The organism is Reyranella sp. (genome assembly GCF_052439685.1).
In the GTDB taxonomy this organism is placed as follows: domain Bacteria; phylum Pseudomonadota; class Alphaproteobacteria; order Reyranellales; family Reyranellaceae; genus Reyranella.
Genome location: NZ_JBQVQG010000023.1, coordinates 42434 through 60869, shown reverse-complemented (window position 1 = coordinate 60869; position 18436 = coordinate 42434). Strand labels below are relative to the sequence as shown.

Annotated in this window: 15 protein-coding genes; 3 read left to right on the top strand and 12 right to left on the bottom strand. The window is 65.9% G+C overall.

The window, feature by feature from the left end; genetic code table 11:
* Window positions 1-7 precede the first annotated feature (7 nt).
* From ACT6UX_RS23365 to ACT6UX_RS23320, 10 genes are all read right to left on the bottom strand, one after another.
* On the bottom strand, window positions 8-223 hold the full coding sequence (locus ACT6UX_RS23365; RefSeq protein ID WP_444777554.1) for a DUF1656 domain-containing protein: 216 nt from the start codon (window positions 221-223) through the stop codon (window positions 8-10).
* Window positions 220-2226, bottom strand: a complete 2007-nt coding sequence (locus ACT6UX_RS23360) for an FUSC family protein (RefSeq protein WP_444777553.1) — start codon at window positions 2224-2226, stop codon at window positions 220-222. Before ACT6UX_RS23360 ends, ACT6UX_RS23365 begins: the two co-directional genes overlap by 4 nt.
* Before the next feature lie 166 nt (window positions 2227-2392).
* Entirely contained in the window at window positions 2393-3280 is an 888-nt protein-coding gene (locus ACT6UX_RS23355; RefSeq protein ID WP_444777552.1) for an ABC transporter permease, read from the bottom strand.
* A 5-nt stretch (window positions 3281-3285) separates the two neighbouring features.
* Window positions 3286-4227, bottom strand: a complete 942-nt coding sequence (locus tag ACT6UX_RS23350; protein ID WP_444777551.1) for an ABC transporter permease — start codon at window positions 4225-4227, stop codon at window positions 3286-3288.
* A 4-nt stretch (window positions 4228-4231) separates the two neighbouring features.
* Entirely contained in the window at window positions 4232-5749 is a 1518-nt protein-coding gene (locus ACT6UX_RS23345) for an ABC transporter substrate-binding protein (RefSeq protein WP_444777550.1), read from the bottom strand.
* Window positions 5746-6825 carry an ABC transporter ATP-binding protein gene (locus tag ACT6UX_RS23340; protein WP_444777549.1) on the bottom strand — a complete coding sequence of 360 codons (1080 nt, stop codon included), beginning with the start codon at window positions 6823-6825 and terminating at the stop codon, window positions 5746-5748. The genes ACT6UX_RS23345 and ACT6UX_RS23340 overlap by 4 nt, the downstream gene beginning before the upstream one ends.
* Window positions 6822-7805, bottom strand: coding sequence for an ABC transporter ATP-binding protein (locus ACT6UX_RS23335; protein WP_444777548.1), 984 nt, complete (start codon window positions 7803-7805; stop codon window positions 6822-6824). The genes ACT6UX_RS23340 and ACT6UX_RS23335 overlap by 4 nt, the downstream gene beginning before the upstream one ends.
* A gap of 25 nt (window positions 7806-7830) precedes the next feature.
* A complete protein-coding gene (locus tag ACT6UX_RS23330; protein WP_444777547.1) occupies window positions 7831-9636 on the bottom strand; it encodes a gamma-glutamyltransferase family protein in 1806 nt (601 codons plus the stop codon).
* A 49-nt stretch (window positions 9637-9685) separates the two neighbouring features.
* A complete protein-coding gene (gene ygfZ, locus ACT6UX_RS23325; protein WP_444777546.1) occupies window positions 9686-10567 on the bottom strand; it encodes a CAF17-like 4Fe-4S cluster assembly/insertion protein YgfZ in 882 nt (293 codons plus the stop codon).
* An 87-nt stretch (window positions 10568-10654) separates the two neighbouring features.
* Window positions 10655-11566 carry a hypothetical protein gene (locus ACT6UX_RS23320; protein WP_444777545.1) on the bottom strand — a complete coding sequence of 304 codons (912 nt, stop codon included), beginning with the start codon at window positions 11564-11566 and terminating at the stop codon, window positions 10655-10657.
* Between the two features lie 495 nt (window positions 11567-12061).
* Between ACT6UX_RS23320 and ACT6UX_RS23315 the strand changes: the two genes are divergently transcribed.
* The 3 genes from ACT6UX_RS23315 to ACT6UX_RS23305 all read left to right on the top strand — a co-directional run bounded on the left by ACT6UX_RS23315 (window position 12062) and on the right by ACT6UX_RS23305 (window position 15915).
* Window positions 12062-13054 (top strand): MDR family oxidoreductase, encoded by a 993-nt coding sequence (locus ACT6UX_RS23315; RefSeq protein WP_444777544.1) that lies wholly within the window; start codon window positions 12062-12064, stop codon window positions 13052-13054.
* A gap of 39 nt (window positions 13055-13093) precedes the next feature.
* Window positions 13094-14419, top strand: coding sequence for an aspartate aminotransferase family protein (locus tag ACT6UX_RS23310; protein WP_444777543.1), 1326 nt, complete (start codon window positions 13094-13096; stop codon window positions 14417-14419).
* Window positions 14420-14505: 86 nt separating this feature from the next.
* Window positions 14506-15915: a phospholipase D-like domain-containing protein gene (locus tag ACT6UX_RS23305; RefSeq protein ID WP_444777542.1), complete on the top strand. Its 1410-nt coding sequence runs from the start codon at window positions 14506-14508 to the stop codon at window positions 15913-15915.
* Here the strand turns inward: ACT6UX_RS23305 and ACT6UX_RS23300 are convergent.
* Together ACT6UX_RS23300 and ACT6UX_RS23295 are read right to left on the bottom strand one after the other, a co-directional pair.
* Window positions 15906-16577: an endonuclease/exonuclease/phosphatase family protein gene (locus ACT6UX_RS23300; protein WP_444777541.1), complete on the bottom strand. Its 672-nt coding sequence runs from the start codon at window positions 16575-16577 to the stop codon at window positions 15906-15908. The genes ACT6UX_RS23305 and ACT6UX_RS23300 overlap by 10 nt on opposite strands.
* Window positions 16574-18376 (bottom strand): cation:proton antiporter domain-containing protein, encoded by a 1803-nt coding sequence (locus tag ACT6UX_RS23295; RefSeq protein ID WP_444777540.1) that lies wholly within the window; start codon window positions 18374-18376, stop codon window positions 16574-16576. Before ACT6UX_RS23295 ends, ACT6UX_RS23300 begins: the two co-directional genes overlap by 4 nt.
* Window positions 18377-18436: the final 60 nt, after the last annotated feature.

Below are 18436 nucleotides of genomic sequence, written 5' to 3'. Positions count from 1 at the left end.
GTCGGCATCATGCCACCCGTAGGAGAGGAGCGCTCAGGACCATGAGCGAGAGGACGATGAGAAAGAGGGAGAAGGCGAACAGGGACGGGTGCCACACGTGGCGCAGGAGGCCGCTCCGCATCAGCAACCAGCGCAGCAGAAGCGTCACGAGCCAGCCCATGAGCATCATTACCGAGATAGGCGCCACATAGACCCCGAAGATGTTCACTTCGCTGAATGTCATTTCAGGGATTCTCCGGAGAAGTAGGCAGCATGTTGTGCCAGACCATCGTCGATCAGCTGCAGCAACCCGCGTATCCGGATGACGGACGCGTGTTGGAGCATCGAATCCGGATCGCCGAGCGCTCTCTCGACTTGCTCGAGGCGGTTGCGCGCACCGGCAATTTCACCCTGAGCTAGTCGGGACAGGACAGCCTCCAGTTCGGACTTCCAGGCGACTGGCAGACGAGCACGACGCAGCCGGATCAGGGCGAGGCCGAGGGCGTGCGCAGCGAGGATTTCGGACCGCTGCTGCGGCGTGGCCGAGTCGGGAATGGCTGCAACCCTGCCATACATCAGTGTCTCCCACTCGCAGAGGGACGGGTTCAGCTCGGTCCGGCAAAGCGAGAGGAAGTCACGAAGCGTCTGCCGGAGAAGTCGGTGCGTCCGGGCGCTCGGCGACACAGGAGGCAGGATCAGGTACGACATTGCGCCGATGCAGCAGCCGATCACGACCGCCGTCGCGGCGTTGTAGAACTGCAGCGTATCGTAGGACATCTGGTTTTCCGGATTCAGCAGTGGCACGAAGAGCGTGGCCATCGCGCCGAACATGGCGGGTTTCAGTGGCAGGTAGCTGAGCGCCCCCATTGGAACCAGGTAGAGACCGAGAACAAAACTCAATCCAACGAAGCTGTGGACGTTTGGCAACACCGCGAACGCGGTGACGGCTGCGAATATCGCAGCCATTGTCGTTCCAAGTGCCCAGGCCGATACGCGCGCGAAGCCCTCGTCGCCGCTTGCCGCAAAGATGACCGTCGCGAGCGCAGCCCAGACCATGGCCGTCGATCCGTTCGGCCATGCCGTGGCGATCCAGAGGAGCGCCGCGATCAGAACGACGCAGAAGGCTCTGACTGCAGCGACCAATCCCGGCAGCATGTCTATCGGAGGCGATGGGCGCGCGCGGATGGCGGTGCGGAGTGTGCGGCCGTCCTGCAGCAGGGCGAGGCTATCGATTGCCTGGCCAAATCCAGCCGTGATCCTTGCTGTCTCATCCGTGAGCAGCCTGAACGAGGCTGTATCGGCGGGCTCGCGGAGCAATGCGCGCGCGGTCGTGGCACATGTGTCGCGAGGATGGTTGATGACCGCGCTGATCTCCGGTCGGCTCTCGGCCTCCACGAATCCGAACGCCGGCGCCAGCTGGAGAATTCGCCGGGTCTCACGGTCGGCGCGATCGGTCGGGAGGGCGGAGAGGCGGATGGAGACGATGCGCCAGCTGATGAGGGCCTGAAGCAGACCTTCCAAGGCTCTCCGCAGCAGTGGTGCATTGTAGCGGATCAGCCACGACTCGCCGACCGCCTCGTCGATCTGCGCGTTGACGCCGATGACCCTACGCGCCAGGTCGCGCCGGGTCGCCCGCGAATCGGGTTGCGCGCCCCCAGCGGCGAGCATGTCCGATATGTGCGATCGGATTTCGAGAGCGATGCTGAAAATCTGCTCCTGCAGACGACGCGGTGCGTCACCAATGTGGGTGGTCGCCAGCACCACGCTGGCGGCGATGACACCGATGCAGATTTCCGTGGCCCTGGTCACTGCCAGTGTGAAAACCTGGCCATTCGATCCCCCGACGGCGCCCAGCTCCGCTCCCGCCACGATGGCGGCCGTTGCGCCAACGAGGGCTGCGGAAAGCGCCGAAGCGTTGCCGAGCTGGGCAGCGACGAAAGCCGATGCGCCACACAGCAGAGCCAGCCCGATCAGGAAGGCGGCTCGATCCTGTGAAAAGGCAGCCGAGAGCAGGACAATGGCGGCAGCACCGATCATCGTGCCCATTATGCGAAACCAGCCATTCCGCATGGATGCGCCGAGCCGCGGTTGGCAGACCAGGGCCGCCGTGGTGCCGGCCCAGGACGCGTTGTCCAGTTCCAGCCAGAAGGCGACGAACAGCGCGAGGCAGACGGCGGCCCAGAGACGGAGGCCGAAAAGAAGCGGGGCACCGGAGGTGCGAATAGCCTGCAGGAAGAATCTGGGCATATCTCGGATCAGCGAACCGGGGCCTGTGTCTGGTTGCCGGCAGCATCGCCGACACGACATCAGACGGCCAAGACTACGAAGGTTGTCTGCCGATGCCTCTTCGTCTGGTCTCGCTATACCTTCGTATAGGGATGCGCACCCCGTGGCGGGCGGCGCCGGCGCCCGATCATTTGTGCCGGGGATCGAGTGCGTCGCGCAGGCCGTCGCCCAGCAGGTTAAACGACAGAACGGCGAAGAAGATCGCGAAGCCCGGCCAGAAGGCCATCCACGGCGCCTGCGCGATGAAACGCTGTGCGGAGTTCAGCATGCTGCCCCACGAAGGCGACGGGGGCTGCTGGCCGAGTCCCAGGAACGAGAGCGCCGCCTCGGCGATGATCGCGCCGGCAATGGCGAGCGAGGCCTGAACCAGGAGCGGCGGCACGATGTTGGGCAGGACGTGGCGCAGTGCGATGCGCCAGTGCGGATTACCGACGGCGCGCGCCGCCTCGACATAGTCCTCGACCTTGGCGGCGATGGTCTGGCCGCGGGTCAGGCGGATGAATACCGGCGTGGCGGTGACGCCGATGGCGATCATCGCGTTGGTCAGGCTCGGTCCGAGGAAGGCGGCCAGAGCGATCGCCAGGATCAGGAAGGGAATCGCCAGCATCGCATCGACGATGCGCGACAGCACGGCATCGACCCAGCCGCCGGCATAGCCCGCCAGCAGGCCGAGCGGCACGCCGATGCCCAGCGCGATGCCCACCGACACCAGCCCGGCGCTGAGCGAGGCACGGGCGCCCCAGATGATGCGGGTCAGCACGTCGCGGCCGACCTCGTCGGTCCCAAGCCAATGCGCCCAGGACGGCGGCTTGCGCACCTGCGTGAAGCTGGTGGCGATAGGATCGTAGGGCGAGATCAGGGGCGCCAGGATCGCGACCAGGACGAACAGTACTACGACGACCAGGCCGAACATCGCGCCCTTGCGCCGCTTGAGCCGGCGCCAGGCGCGGGCCCAGGGATTCTCCTCGCGGGCGTCTGCGGTGGCAACGGCGGGAGCGACGGCGGCGGCAGTCATGACGGTCAGCCCCGCAGCCGTGGATTGACGAGCACGTAGGCCACGTCGGCCAGCAGGTTCAGCGCGATGTAGGTCGTGGCCGTCACCAGCACGACGCCCTGGACGACCGCATAGTCGCGATTGAAGACCGAATCGACGATCAGCTTGCCGAACCCAGGTATGGTGAAGATCTGCTCCGTCAGGACGGCGCCCGACAGGAGCGTGCCGAACTCGAGCGCGCCCAGGGTGATCACCGGCGTCATGGCGTTGCGCAACGCATGTTTCAGCACGACGCGGCGCTCGTAGAGGCCCTTGGCCCGGGCCGTGCGCACATAGTCGGCGCCCATCGCCTGCAGCATGGCGCTGCGTGTGTGGCGCATCAGCACGGCGGCGATGGCATTGCCCAGCACGAAGGCCGGCATCACGGTCGTAGCGAGGCTGGCGCGCCAATCCTCGCCCAGCCGCACGTAGCCCGAGGCCGGCAACCAGCCGAGCGTCACCGAGAACAGGAAGATCATCAGGATGCCCAGCCAGAAATTGGGCGTGCTGAGGCCCCACAGGGCGAAGACGTTGGCCCCATAGTCCCATGCGGTGTCCTTCTTAACCGCTGAGATGATTCCAGCCGGAATGCCGATGCCGAATGCCACGATCAGCGCCATGGCGGCGAGCTGCAAGGTCACCGGCAGCTTCTCGGCGACCAGCGACGATACCGAGCTCTTGAGCCTCATCGATTCGCCCAGGTTCCCGGAAAGCACACCCTTGATCCAGTAGAAGTACTGGACCGGGATCGGCTCGTTCAGCCGGTACTGCTCGCGAATCTCTTCAAGCACCTTCGGGTCGCGCTCCTCTCCCGCCATGATCAGCGCCGGGTCGCCCGGCAGAAGTTGCTGCAGGCCGAAGATCAGCATCGACACCAGGATCAGCGTCGGGATGATCTGCAGCAGCCGCTGGGAGAGGAAGGTCAGCAAGGTCTTACTTCAGCTTGACGCCGACGACGCGGATCAGGCCGTCGGGCAACTGCTTGTAGCCATCGACCCGGTCGGACAGCGCGACCAGAACGCGGCGATGATACAGGTACTTGATCGAGCCTTCGGGCAGGTACTTGGCGGTGATCTTCTCGTAGATCTTCTTGCGCTCCGCGGGCGCGCTCTTGATGCGCGCCTCGTTGTGCCAGGCGTCGACCTCCTTGTCGCAATAGCCTGAATTGTTCTGCGGCTGGCCGCAGACATGGAAGATGTAGGAGTTGCCGTCGGGGTCGCTGCGGCCCGACCAGCCGATGAGATAGAGCTGGTAGTCACCGCTCTCGGACTGCTTCAGCGAGGTCGCGAATTCGGTGACCCGGATCTTGAGATCGAAGCCGGTCTCCGCGACCATCGACTGCAGCACCTCGGCGACCTGCCTTGTCTCGGGGTTGTTCGGCACCATGAAGTCGAGCGACATGCGGCCCGTGACACCGGCTTCCTTCAACAGCGCCTTCGCCTTGGCGACGTCACGCTTCGGCACGGGGAAAGCCTGCTGGTAATACGGGTTGGTCGGATTGATCCACTGGTTTCCGACCACGAACTCGCCGTTGAAGACGACCTGGTTCAGCGCCTCGCGGTCGATCGACAGTTCGAAGGCCTGGCGGACGCGGGCGTCCTTGGCCAGCGGCGTATCGGCCTTCGGGCCGTTCGAGAGGTTGATGGTGAGGCCCTGGTAGCCGAGCTCGACCGCCGTCACGAGCTTGAGTTTCGGGTTGTCGCGCACCGTCTTGATATCGGTCGCCAGCACGCGCTCGATCATGTCGAGGCTGCCCGAGCGCAGGTTGGCCAGACGCACGGTCGAGTCGGTGATCGGCAGATAGGTGATCTTGTCGATGAAGACTTGGTCTTTGTTCCAGTAGTCGGCGAATTTCTCGACGACGATGCGGTCCTGCTGGACTCTCTCGACGAACTTGTAGGGGCCGGCGCAGACCGGCTTCAGGCCGAACTTGTCGCCGGCGGCCTCCGCCGCCTTGGGCGAGACCATCATGCCGGCGCGGTCGGTGAGCTGCGCCAGCAGCGGCGAGAAGGGCTCCTTGAGATTGAGTCTGACGGTCGTGGGATCGACGACGTCGATGGACACGATGGAGGCGAGCTCGGGCCGGCGGAACGAGCCCTTCATGGTGAGGTGGCGTTCGAGGCTGTATTTTGCGGCGGCGGCGTCGAACGGCTCACCGTCGTGGAACTTCACGCCGGGGCGCAGCTTGATGGTGACGGTCTTGCCATCGGCGGAGGTCTCGTGGCCGAGCGCAAGCTGGGGCACGATCGCGAGCTTCTCATCGATGTCGAACAGCTTGTCGCAGATCGAGGAGAAGACGATGCGGCCGACATAGGTGCGGGCCAGGGTCGGATCGAGCACGTCCGGATCCTCGGCGAGGCCGACGCGCAGATTGCTCTGGGCGGCCGCGCCGGACAAAGCGAGGCCCATGAAAGTGGCGGCCAGAGTCAGGCGACGAAATGTCTTCTTCATGTTGCCTCCGTTTGAGTTGTGACGAACGCCGCCTGCAGGCGGGCCAGTCGCATGCGGTCTTCGTTATTGCCCGTTCCCTCGGCGAGCGGGGGCGCGGGAGGAAGGTCGGGCCACCACGGGCAGGCGGTGGCGTGAGCTGCGCCGTCATCGTTCAGTTCGGGCACATCGATCCTGCACGATTCGCGGGCGTAGATGCACCGCGTATGGAAGCGGCAGCCCGGCGGTGGATTCATCGCGCTCGGAATGTCGCCTTCCAGCAGGGCGCGCTCACGGACGACAGTTGGATCCGGCTGCGGCACGGCCGACAGCAGCGCGCGTGTGTAGGGGTGGCGCGGGTTGCGGAAGAGTTCTTCGGTCGTGGCGGTTTCCACGATCTTGCCGAGGTACATCACCGCGATTCGGTCGGCGATATGCTTCACGACCGCCAGATCGTGGCTGATGAAGACATAGGCCAGGCCGAAACGGGCCTGAAGAGACCGCATCAGATTGACGACCTGCGCCTGGATCGAGACGTCGAGCGCCGAAACCGGCTCGTCCGCCACGATCAGCTTCGGCTCGACGGCGAGCGCCCGCGCAATCGCCAGCCGCTGGCGCTGGCCGCCGGAAAATTCGTGCGGATAGCGGCGTGCATGCTCGGGCCGCAGGCCGACCAGCTCCAGCAGCTCGCCGACTCGCGCGCGTCGCGCCGGCTCCGAGGCGGCGAGTCCATGCAGCATCAGCGGCTCGCCCAGCATGGCGCCCACGGTCATGCGCGGATTGAGCGAGGCGTAGGGGTCTTGGAAGATCACCTGCATGTGCCGACGCTGGGCGCGCATGCGCGACTGCGACAGGCCCAGGAGATCCTCGCCCTCGAAGCGCACGCTTCCGCCCGTCGGCTCGAGCAGGCGCAACACCAGCCGGCCGACCGTGGATTTGCCACAACCCGATTCGCCGACGATCGCCAGCGTTTCACCGGGGTCGACATGGAAGTCGACGCCGTCGACCGCCCGGACATGGCCGGAGACGAGGCCGAAGGCGCCGCTCTTCACGGGGAAGTGCTTCTGAAGTCCCTGAACCTCGAGCAGCGCCGCGTTCATGCTACGACCTGCGAGAGCGGGGCGCGGCGGCAGCGCGAGAGATGGCCTGGCGCGACCTCCACCAATGCCGGTGGTGCGGCGATGCACTCCGGTTCGACGAAGGGGCAGCGTGCGGCGAAGCGGCAACCGGGCGGCGGCCGGGTCATGTCGGGCACGCGACCTTCGATCGAGGGCAGCCGCTCACGCTTCTCGTCGAGCCGCGGGATAGAGCCCAGCAGGCCGACCGTATACGGATGCTCCGGCCGCGCGAACAGGTCGCGCACGGCGGCGCGCTCGACGATCTGTCCCGCGTACATCACTGCCACGTCGTCGGCCATTTCCGCCACGACGCCGAGATCGTGGGTGATCAGGATGATGGCGGTGCCGGTATCACGGCGCAGGCCGCGCATCAGGTCGAGGATCTGCGCCTGAATGGTGACATCGAGCGCCGTCGTCGGCTCGTCGGCGATCAGGAGCTGCGGGCCGCAGGCCAGAGACATGGCGATCATGGCGCGCTGTCGCATGCCACCGGAAAGCTTGTGCGGATAGTCGTCGATGCGCTTCTCGGGCGAAGGAATGCGCACCAGCTTCAGCACCTCGATGGCGCGCGCCCGCGCCGCCGCCTTATCCAGTCCCTGATGCCGCTGGATCGCCTCGATGATCTGATCGCCGATCGTGTAGGATGGATTGAGCGAGGTCATCGGCTCCTGGAAGATCATCGCGAGTCGCGCGCCGCGGAGATCGCGAATCAAGTGCTTGTCCAGAGTCAGTAGATCGTGCCCTTCGAACACGACCTGGCCGCCGACCTTCGAATTCTCCGGCGGCAGCAGGCCCATGATCGCGAGCGACGTCACGCTCTTGCCGCAGCCGGATTCGCCGACGAGGCCGAGCGTCCGGCCGCGCTGCAACGCAAGGTCGATGCCATCGACGGCGTGGACGACGCCATCGTCGGTGGCGAAGTCCACCGTCAGTCCGCGCAGCTCCAGCAGCGCGTCACTCATCGGTGTGCGTATGACGCAAGAGCGTTCATCGGCCCGCCGCGTAGCCCTGCATGCCGCGCGGATTGGCGGCCGCCTTGCGCCACGGATCGTCGCGCGTCGCGGCGGTGAGACGGCCTTCGGACCACTCGTCGTTCACCTCGACCTCGTGGCCGCGCTTCTTGAGTTCCGCCACCGTATCCTGGGGAATGCGGCCTTCCAGCACCAGCACGCCCGGTCGCGCGGTGCGCGGCCAGAAGGAGGAGGGGAAGTGCTCGCTGTGCCAGGCCGGCGCATCGATCGCCTCCTGTAGGTTCATGTCGCAATGCACGTGGCGCAGGAAGTGCTGCGTGACCCACTGGTCCTGCTGGTCGCCGCCTGGCGAACCCCAGACCATGTACGGCTCGCCGTCGCGATGGGCGAGGGTGGGGGTGAGCGTGCTGCGCGGCCTCTTGCCCGGCGCCAGAGACCCCGGCAAGCCTTCCTCCAGCCAGAACATCTGGCCACGCGTGCCGAGCGGAAAGCCCAGATCGGGAATGACCGGCGAACTCTGCAGCCAGCCGCCCGAGGGCGTGGCCGAGATCATGTTGCCGTCCTTGTCGATGATGTCGAAATGGACCGTGTCGCCGTTGGTCTGTCCGACGCGCCCGACCGTGGGCTCGCCGGCGCCGCTCGACGCAACGCCCAGCCGCACGCCGTCGGCGCGCCGGAGCTTCACCACGCCGCCGAAACCGTCGACCTTGCCGGGCCGCTGCTCCATCGAGGCATAGGCGGGGTCGACCAATTCGCGGCGCTCGGCATTGTAGGAGTCGGACAACAAGGTCTGCATCGGCACGTCGACGAAGGCGGGATCGCCATAGAAGGCCTCGCGGTCGGCGTAGGCGAGCTTCAGGCATTCGACCTGCAGGTGGATGAAGTCGGGGCCGGTCGGATCCATGCCGTCGAGGTCGAAGCCCTTGAGCAGGGCGAGCTGCTGCAGGACCACCGGGCCCTGCGTCCATGTGTGCGCCTTGCAAACCGTGTACCGGCCGTAGTCGTAGGTGAGGGGGGCCTCGATCGTGGCCTGCCACTTCGCCATGTCCTGGCCGGTCAGCACGCCCTTGTTGGCCTTGCCCGAGACATCCATCACTTCCTGGGTGCGGCAGAACGCGTCGATCGCTTCTGCGACGAAGCCTTGGTTCCAGGCCTTCCGGGCGCGCTCGATCTCCGCTTCGCGGCCGCCGCCGCCGGCCTCGGCTTCTTTCAGGATGCGGGCATAGGTGTTGCCCAAGGTGACGTTGCGGAAGAGCGACATGGGCCTCGGCACGTCACCGTCCGGCAGGAACACCGCGGCCGACGTCTTCCAGTGGGTGCGAAACTGCTCGGCGACCGTGGCGATGGTCGCGGTGGCACGCTCGACGATGGCGTGGCCGTTCAGCCAGTAGCCGATGGCAGGCGACAGCACGTCGGCGAGACGCATCGTCCCGTAGTCGCGCAGGACCAGCATGTACGCATCGAAGGTGCCTGGAATGCAGGCAGGCAGAAGACCTGTGCCCGGAATGAGGTCGAGGCCGAGGCCCTTGTAGTGGGCTATGGTCGCACCGGCAGGCATCGGACCCTGGCCGCAGACGACCTCCGTCTTGCCGCGGCGCACGTCGTGCAGGATCAGCGGTGCGTCGCCGCCGGGACCGCAGAGATGGGGTTCGACCACCTGCAGGGTGAAAGCGGTCGCCACGGCCGCATCGAAGGCGTTGCCGCCCCGCTCGAGGATGCCCATGCCCACCGCCGTCGCGATCCAATGGGTGGAAGTGACGACGCCAAATGTGCCGACGATCTCCGGTCGGGTGGTGAAGGGATTCGGATTGATGAGCTTCACGGTCTCTCCTCGCGCGAACGGCGCCGAGAGACCTTAAAGCCCGTGCGTCCTAGCCGCTAGGGGAGGCTGAATCCGGAAGGCGCATCCAGGTCGGGATTTCGGGCACGATGCGCGCGCCTGCGGCGGTGAGCGCTGAACCGTCGCCGCGAGCGGCGTCGAGCCGCAACATGGCGAGCGCGCGATCGCCCGCCCCGGAACGCAGTTCGCCCACTTCCTCGCCGTCGCGAACGACCGGGGTGCCGGGATCGGGCAGCGTTCCCTCGACCCTGACGGGAACGAGTCGCTTCTTGATGAGGGCGCGGTACTTGGTGCGGGCCGTCAGCTCCTGGCCCATGTAGCAGCCCTTCTTCCAGTCGACTCCGTTCAGCTCGTCGAAGCCGTTTTCCAGCAACAGCGCTTTCTCGACCTGGAGATCGCGGCTGCCGTCGGGCACCCCGAGCGGCAGACGCAGCGCGTCATAGGCTGCGAGCGGCGCTTCCTCGAAGCCGCGCGCCGCAAGAAGCGCGGACGCCTGACCGGCTGCAGCAATCACGCGCACGCCGAGCTTATCGAGGCGAGGATCGGTGAACGAGGCTGCCCCCAGGCCGAGCGCCCTGTGGACCTCGTCTCCGAAGGCCGCCGCGACTTCCAGCGTTGCCCCCAGATCCTCGACGGTGACCTTGGAGCGGAGCGTATACATCTTGAGCTTCTTCGCGAGCGCCGGCGCGCGCTCGCGCTCGGTTTCCAGGAAAAAGGTGTCGCCTCCGGCGTCGACGACGAACATGTCGTTGAGGAAACGCCCCTGCGGCGTCAGCAGCGCCGCCCAGATAGGCGAACCCGGCGCCACCTTCCTGGTGTCGTTGGAGATCAGGCCCTGCAGGAACTCAATGCGGTCGGTGCCGGCGACGGAGATGACGCTGCGATGAGGCAGCAGGCTGAATTGGGACGACATGACGAGGAGAGTTGGGGGCTAGCCCTTGGCTTGGCAAGCGCCCCATGGCCACAGTTGTAATGTGGAAATGCCGGCCTGACGATGACCTCAGGCGGACGCTTGCCGGACTTGGCGAGCGTCGTCCGGAAAGGCGATATGCTGCGCTGCAGGACGCTGGGTGGGCCACGCAAAGAGGCTGCAATCCAAGCCCATCTCACTCAATCGCGCGATCGCCTCCTCGCGAATGGACGGATCGGCCGGACCATCCCGCTCGGCATCGTCGGACGCCCGCATGTGGCTGCTCTGGCCATCACGCGTACCGTCGAGCGAGCTGCCGATTTTGGCCTCAATGGCGCGCATGTGGTCCTTGCGGACCAGCCGGACGGCTGTAGGGAGCATGGGCCAATCGCGCCGGGTCCCGGAGAAATGGTCCAGCAGGTACGTCGCCGTCTCGACCGGCCGGTCGATGAGGTTCTCGTATGGGATCATCTTCACCAGGCCAGGATGGCGGGCGGCTTGGACTTGGTAGGTAACGAACTGGCGCGCATAGGAGATCAGGGCCGCGCCGAACAGATACTCCCGGAACGACATGTCGCTGACCGGCCGACCATGAAACAGACGGTACGCCGGGTTCACATGCGCCTGGCAATAGCGGAAATAGGAATACGCCTGGTCGACCGGGTTGCGATACACCAGCGCGATCGGTCCTCCACGACCCTTTCGCGCTGCCCGCTCCATCGCCGGTACCTTGATGGGGGCATAGTCATAGGCCGCAAGGTCTACAGGCGTGTGCCGGTAGCTCGTCTCTTCATGGAGGCAATCATAGCCCGGCACATGGAAGGACGTCTGCCGCCACCAATGGCGGGCTGGCAGCAGGTCCTGGAAGCCCGGGCAGACGGTATGACCAATGAACATGTGCTCGGTCGGCAGCGTTCCGGCCACACGAAACAGGGGCCCGCCCCTGAAGTTGCCGAAGTCGAAGGCGGGGCCCTTCGGATTGCCGACGACCTCACCGGTCAACAGATCGTCCAGTCGACCGCCTCGTTCGAGGTGGCAGACGAAAGAGAAAAGGTAACGGAGGAACCAGGTGCCCGAGCGCGGCACAGTCGACAGGACAGGGAGGCGATAAGTTCCGAACATGCAATTCAGTACGCGATGAGCGTCCTCTGTCTCCCCATAGTCAAACAACGACCATACATTATCAGGACCGCACGATTGAGGGCGTCTCTTTTTTGCATTGTCGCGATGGTAGCGGCGCAGTGCACCACACACGTTTCGTCTGTGCTCCATTCTTGGGCAGACGGCTATATTATGAGGCGTGTGGTCCATCCAGAGCAGCTCGCTGGAATTGAGGTGCCGCCGGATCGTTGTCAGTGAGACTGCATTGCCACCCCCGCGCGTCTGCTTCCGCCGAGCGGTTCCGCTGGTAAGAACGGCGAAACGAGCCCTTCGCGGAGACTGTCTAAGCGGCGGCGGCCTTGCTAGACAGCGGCATCCATTTGTTGAGGAGCTCCCATGACCTTCCGCGCACTTGTCCTGACCCAGGGTGCAGACCGCAAGGTCAGCGGCGCCATCGAAACGCTGCCCGAGGACAGGCTGCCGGCGGGAGATGTCGTCGTGGCGGTCGACTATTCGACGCTGAACTACAAGGATGGTCTGGTGCTGACGACCGGCGGCGGGCTGGTCAAGACCTGGCCCCACGTCGGCGGCATCGATTTCGCGGGCACCGTGGAGAGGTCCGAGAACGCGGCTTTCAAGGCCGGCGACAAGGTCGTTCTGAACGGCTATCGCGTCGGCGAACTGCACTGGGGCGGCTACGCCACGAAGGCGCGGGTCAAAGGCGACTGGCTCGTCAAGCTGCCGTCCGGCCTCTCGACCCGGCATGCGATGGCGATCGGCACCGCCGGCTACACCTCCATGCTCTGCGTCATGGCGCTGGAGAAGCACGGCATCGATCCCGCCAAGGGCGAGATTCTCGTCACGGGGGCGGCCGGCGGCGTCGGCTCTGTCGCCGTCGCGATCCTGGCGAAGCTGGGCTACAACGTGGTCGCCGCGACCGGCCGCCCCCAGGAGGGCGAGTACCTGAAGTCGCTCGGCGCCACGACGATCATGGACCGCAAGGAACTGACCGAGGCGCCGGATCGCCCGCTGCTCACGGAGCGCTTTGCGGGCGTGGTCGACACGGTTTCCGGCGTGATGTTTGCCAAGGCGCTGGCGCAGGTGAAGTACGGCGGGGCGGCGGCGGTCTGCGGTCTCGCGGCCGGTCCTTCATTTCCGGGCTCGATCCTGCCCTTCATCCTGCGGGGCGTTTCCGTCTACGGCATCGACTCGGTGATGCTGCCGAAGACGCCGCGTGAGGAAGCGTGGCGTCGTCTCGGTACCGATCTGCCGCTCGACAAGCTCGACAGCACCGTGAGCGAGGCGGGGCTGGGCGATCTCATGGCGCTGGCCCCAAAAATCCTCAAAGGAGAGATACGGGGCCGCGTGGTTGTCGACGTGAACAAGTGATAGCGTAACCCTGAGTTCATCTTACCCGAAGGTCTGCCGATGACGCCGTCGAATACCGCGCCTGCCGCCAACAATCTGGAAGCGTTCTTCATGCCGTTCACCGCGAACCGGCAGTTCAAGAAGAACCCGCGCATGCTGGCCAAGGCGAAGGGTGTTCACTACTGGACGCCGGAGGGTCGCAAGATCATCGACGGCACGGCGGGCCTGTGGTGCGTCAACGCCGGTCACGGCCGCGAGGAGATCAAGGCGGCGATCGCGAGGCAGCTGGACGAGATGGACTACGCTCCGTCCTTCCAGATGGGCCATCCCAAGGCGTTCGAGCTGGCGGCGCGGCATGCCGCCCTGCTGCCGGGTGACCTCAATCATGCCTTCTACTGCAACTCGGGCTCCGAGGCGGTCGACAGTGCGCTCAAGATCGCACTGGCCTATCATCGCGCCAACGGCCAGGGCACCCGCACGCGCTTCGTTGGTCGCGAGCGCGGCTACCACGGGGTCGGCTTCGGCGGCATCTCGGTCGGCGGCATGGTCAACAACCGCAAGTGGTTCGGCGCGATGCTGCCGGGTGTCGATCACCTGCCGCACACCCAGCTGCCGGAGAATGCCTTCTCCAAGGGCGAGCCGGAGAACGGCGCCCATCTCGCCGATGCGCTGGAAGGCATCGTCGGCCTGCACGACGCGTCCAACATCGCCGCCGTGATCGTCGAACCCTGCGCCGGTTCGACCGGCTTCCTGCCGCCGCCGAAGGGCTACCTGAAGCGGCTGCGCGAGATTTGCGACAAGCACGGCATCCTGCTGATCTTCGACGAGGTCATCACCGGGTTCGGCCGTCTCGGCGCTTCTTTCGCGGCTGACAAGTTCGGGGTGATTCCCGATCTGATGACGGTCGCCAAGGGCATCTCCAACGCCACCGTGCCGATGGGTGGCGTGTTCGTGCGCAAGCACGTGTTCGACGGGCTGATGACCGGGCCGGAGAACGCCGTCGACCTGTTCCACGGCTACACCTATTCGGCCCATCCGCTGGCCTGCGCCGCAGCGTCGGCGGTGCTCGACATCTACCGCGACGAGGAGTTGTTCGCCCGCGCCGCCGAACTGTCGCCCTACTGGGAAGAGGGCATCCACTCGCTGAAGGGGCTGCCGAACGTCACCGACATCCGCAACCTCGGCATGGCCTGCGGCATCGACCTGGCGCCGGAAGGCACGGTCGGCACGCGCGGCTACAAGGCCTTCGTCAAGGCCTTCGACCTCGGCCTGATGGTCCGCCAGTCGGGCGATGCCATCGCCATGTCGCCGCCGCTGGTGATCGAGAAGGCCCAGATCGACGAGATCGTCGACATCACCGCCAAGACCATCAAGGCGGTCGCCTGACGCCCCGACGCAGCTTGCGCATGGCGTTCTATACGGGGCGTCGCTAGAACCTGTTCTAGACCAGCCGCGCGCGGGGAACAGGCAACGTGACACTCGATGACAATCTGGCGGCGGTGGTGGGTGCGACCGCTGCCGTGGCGCATGTCGCCCTTGCCGTCGCCGTTACCGTCCATGTGCTGCTCTACAAGCGCAGCGTCGGGGCGGCGGTATCCTGGATCGGCATCGCCTGGCTATCGCCGTTCCTGGGCGGTCTGCTCTACGCCATCATGGGCATCAACCGCGTAAAGCGGCGTGCACAGAGACTGAGGCGTCAGCACCTGGTGCCGCTCGCGGGCGATCCCGCCGCGACGGTGACACGGGATTCGCTGACGCCGCTGGAGTATGCGGTCGGGCGGGTGACGGGCCTGCCGTCGAAGCCTGGCAATCTCGTCGAGATGCTGCACAGCGGCGACGAGGCCTACCCGCGCATGCTCGAAGAAATCGGCGAAGCGAAGTCGACCATCGGGCTCTGCAGCTACATTTTCCGTGCCGATTCAGCGGGCGAGAAATTCCATGAGGCTCTGATCCAGGCCCAGCAGCGCGGCGTTAAGGTGCGAGTCCTGATCGACGGAGTCGGGGGCGGCTACTTCTGGTCCGGCACCTACAACCGGCTGCGCAAGGCCGGCGTCCCGGTCGCGCGTTTCCTGCATTCCTATTTCCCCTGGCGTACGCCGTTCGTGAACCTGCGCAATCACCGCAAGCTGCTGGTGATCGACGGTCGCGTGGCCTTCACCGGCGGCCTGAACATCGCAGCCGAGAACGTCGTGGCCGGAAACCCGCCCCATCCGGTACGCGACACGCATTTCCGCATCGAGGGACCGGTCGTCGAGCAGCTCACCGATGCCTTCGCCGACGATTGGCAGTTCACGACGGGGGAGCAGCTGGACGACGGCTGGTTCCCGACACTGGAGCCGGTCGGGACGGTGCTCGCGCGCGTCGTGCCCTCCGGGCCCGACGAGGATATGGAGCAGATCGAGTTCGTGACCCTGCATGCCATCTCCTGCGCGCGCGAATCGATCCGCGTGGTGACGCCTTACTTCCTGCCAGGCGAGCCGCTCACCATGGCGCTGGGCCTGGCGGCGATGCGCGGCATCACGGTGGACATAATGCTGCCGGAGAACTCCAATCACGCGATTCTCGACTGGGCACGGCGTGTCCCGCTGCGACCGCTGATCGAAGCCGGGTGCAACATCTGGATGATGCCGGCGCCGTTCGATCACTCCAAGCTGATGACGATCGACGATTCCTGGTCGTTCATCGGCAGTGCCAACTGGGACACGCGCAGCTTCCGTCTGAACTTCGAGCTGAACGTCGAGCTGCACGACGCCGCCTTCGCACGCGAGATCGTGGCATCGAAGACGCCGCGGCGCTGCCTGACCCTCGGCGAGATCGACGGCGATCCGTTGCCGATACGCCTGCGCAACAGCGCGGCCCGGCTGCTGCAGCCCTATCTGTAGAAGCGCTTCAGCCGGTCCTTGCGCACCCGCAACGGCTCCTCCGCGGCCTGGCCGCTTTCGGCAAGGCGCAGTTCGAGGCGGATCGGCCGATGGTCGGAAGGACCGAAATCCAGCGCGTCGGCGGTGGTGCATACAAGCCGATGGGCGAGGCAGCGATCAAGGCGCACGGGCATGACGTTGCCCGAAAGATGCGTGGGCTCGCGTGGGCCGACGTCGGCGAAACCGGGGATCATCACCGGACCGACGGCATTATAGTCGCCGATGATGGCCGAAGGCTTGCCCTGCAGCGCAGCGGCGATGCGGGCGAGCTGGCGGCGATTGAGCAGCTGGCCGTGCGAGAGGTGAACATTGGCGAAGGTGATCTCTCCCATCTGGATGATCTGGGCGCGTCGCCGCGGCAGCCTTCCAGGGAGTCGCGAGGCCGGCAGTGAAAGGGCCACGGGGCGGGGAAAGTGGGTCGGGCTCCAGACGGCGAGCCCATGGATGCGCCCCAGCCAGGACAGCCGGTAGAAATGGCCGCCGACCAGGCTCGGCAGTGCCTCGATCTGCTGCGTCGCTTCCTGCATGAGCAGTATGTCGGGCTTCTGGACGCTGATCAGGGTCGCCACGTCTTCGACGGCCGCGCCGATGAGGCGCAGCAGGTTCCAGCTCACGACTTTCATGCCTTGCCCACCTTGTCGCGACGGGCACGGCGGATCTGTTCGGTCATCGACGCCGTCCCACCGGCGGCGGCCTGGAGTTCATTTCGAACCTGCTCTCGTCTTTCGTGGATCGAGGCCATGACGAGACCCATCGGTACACCGAGGCCCACCAGCGCCGATTCGGCCAGCTGGAGACTCGCCTCGATCGTCTCGGGCACGGCATCGGTGACGGCCAGGGTGTAGAGATGGCGGGCATGCTCGGCATCGTGGGCACGGGCGACGATCATCACGTCCGGCCGCCGGGCCCGCACGGCGCGAACCACATCGTCGACCGCCGCCGTGTCCAGGGTGACGATCACCCCCGTCGCCTCGTCGATGCCGCAGCGCTGCAGGAACAGCGCGTTGGAGGCGTCGCCGAAATAGACCGGCCGGCCGAGTTTCCGCCAACGCTCGACGCGGCCCGCGTCGCGGTCGGCCGCGATGTACGAAATCCCGTGTTTCTCGAGCTGGTCGCAGACGAGCTGACCCACCCGTCCGTGGCCGACGACGATGACTCGCCGGGCATGGTCCGAAGGGGGGAGTTGCGTCGCGGGAGCATCTCCCGTCACCTGCTCGGCCACCCGCTGGGCCGCGCGGCGCGCGAGTAGGGACACGAACGGCAGACTGCCCATGGTCAGCGACACGACCGCCAGGACGCCGGCTGCGACGCCGGGGTCGACCAGGCCCAGCTGCGCGGCGAGGCCGATGCCGATGAAGGCAAATTCGCCGCCCGGGGCCAGCAGCAGGCCGGTTTCGACACTCGCGGCCCACGATATGCCGAACAGGCGGCACAGAGGGACGAGCAACGTCGTCTTGAGAATCATCATCGCCGCGAACCCGCCGAGCACGAGGATGGGTTCGCGCCAGATGAAGCTCAGGTCGATGTGCATGCCGACCGAAAAGAAGAAGACGCCGAGCAGAAGCCCGCGGAAGGGATCGATCATCGCCTCGACGGCGCGCCGGTATTCCGTTTCGGCAAGAAGCAGCCCGGCGATGAAGGCGCCGAGCGCCATGGACAGGCCTGCAAAGGCCGCGATCACGCCCGATCCGACGGCGATCAGCAGGGTTGCCGCCATGAAGAATTCGGGATTGTCGGTGCTGGCGGCCAGCCGGAACAGGGGCTTAAGGATCACCCTGCCGACCAGAGCGATCACGGCGATGGCCAGCAGCGCCTCGACGACCGCGACGATGACGCCCTGGACGACAGAGCCCTCGGAATGGCCTCCCAGAGCGCTGATCAGGAACAGGAGCGGCACGACGGCCAGGTCCTGAGCGAGCAGGATGGCGAAGCTGGTGCGGCCGGTGGTCGACATCATGCGGCGCTGGCCGGACAGCAGCTCCATGACGATGGCGGTCGAGGACAAGGCCAGGCAGGTACCGATGATGAGTGCGGCGGCGGCCGGCTGGCCGAGCCAGAACGCCGCGAGGCTGATCGCCAGCGCCGACAGGACCACCTGCAGGCCTCCCAGTCCGAAGACCAGGCGGCGCATGGTGATCATGCGCCGCATCGAGAGTTCGAGCCCGATGAAGAACAGCAGGAAGACGATGCCGAGATCGGCGATGAAGGCGATCTGTCTTTCACCTGTGACGGTGAGCCAGTCGATTGCGCGGGAATAATCGGCGAGACGGCCGAGCCCGTGAGGCCCCAGCGCAGCGCCCACGACCAGGAAACCCAGCACGGGGCTGATCTTGAGGCGATTCACGACGGGAGCCACGACGGCCGCCGTTCCCAGAACGATGAGAGCGTCCTTGAACGCGTAAATGTCGGCGGATCCGGCCATGCCGCGCAAACATAGACTGCAGGCGGCGATCTGTGCACACTTTCGTCCGCATACAACGGA

Bases quoted from the DNA above. Each gene is read 5' to 3' on its own strand.
- ACT6UX_RS23365 (WP_444777554.1), bottom strand. From the start codon at position 223: ATGACATTCAGCGAAGTGAACATCTTCGGGGTCTATGTGGCGCCTATC.
- ACT6UX_RS23360 (WP_444777553.1), bottom strand. From the start codon at position 2,226: ATGCCCAGATTCTTCCTGCAGGCTATTCGCACCTCCGGTGCCCCGCTT.
- ACT6UX_RS23355 (WP_444777552.1), bottom strand. From the start codon at position 3,280: ATGACTGCCGCCGCCGTCGCTCCCGCCGTTGCCACCGCAGACGCCCGC.
- ACT6UX_RS23345 (WP_444777550.1), bottom strand. From the start codon at position 5,749: ATGAAGAAGACATTTCGTCGCCTGACTCTGGCCGCCACTTTCATGGGC.
- ACT6UX_RS23340 (WP_444777549.1), bottom strand. From the start codon at position 6,825: ATGAACGCGGCGCTGCTCGAGGTTCAGGGACTTCAGAAGCACTTCCCC.
- ACT6UX_RS23335 (WP_444777548.1), bottom strand. From the start codon at position 7,805: ATGAGTGACGCGCTGCTGGAGCTGCGCGGACTGACGGTGGACTTCGCC.
- ygfZ (WP_444777546.1), bottom strand. From the start codon at position 10,567: ATGTCGTCCCAATTCAGCCTGCTGCCTCATCGCAGCGTCATCTCCGTC.
- ACT6UX_RS23315 (WP_444777544.1), top strand. From the start codon at position 12,062: ATGACCTTCCGCGCACTTGTCCTGACCCAGGGTGCAGACCGCAAGGTC.
- ACT6UX_RS23310 (WP_444777543.1), top strand. From the start codon at position 13,094: ATGACGCCGTCGAATACCGCGCCTGCCGCCAACAATCTGGAAGCGTTC.
- ACT6UX_RS23300 (WP_444777541.1), bottom strand. From the start codon at position 16,577: ATGAAAGTCGTGAGCTGGAACCTGCTGCGCCTCATCGGCGCGGCCGTC.
- ACT6UX_RS23295 (WP_444777540.1), bottom strand. From the start codon at position 18,376: ATGGCCGGATCCGCCGACATTTACGCGTTCAAGGACGCTCTCATCGTT.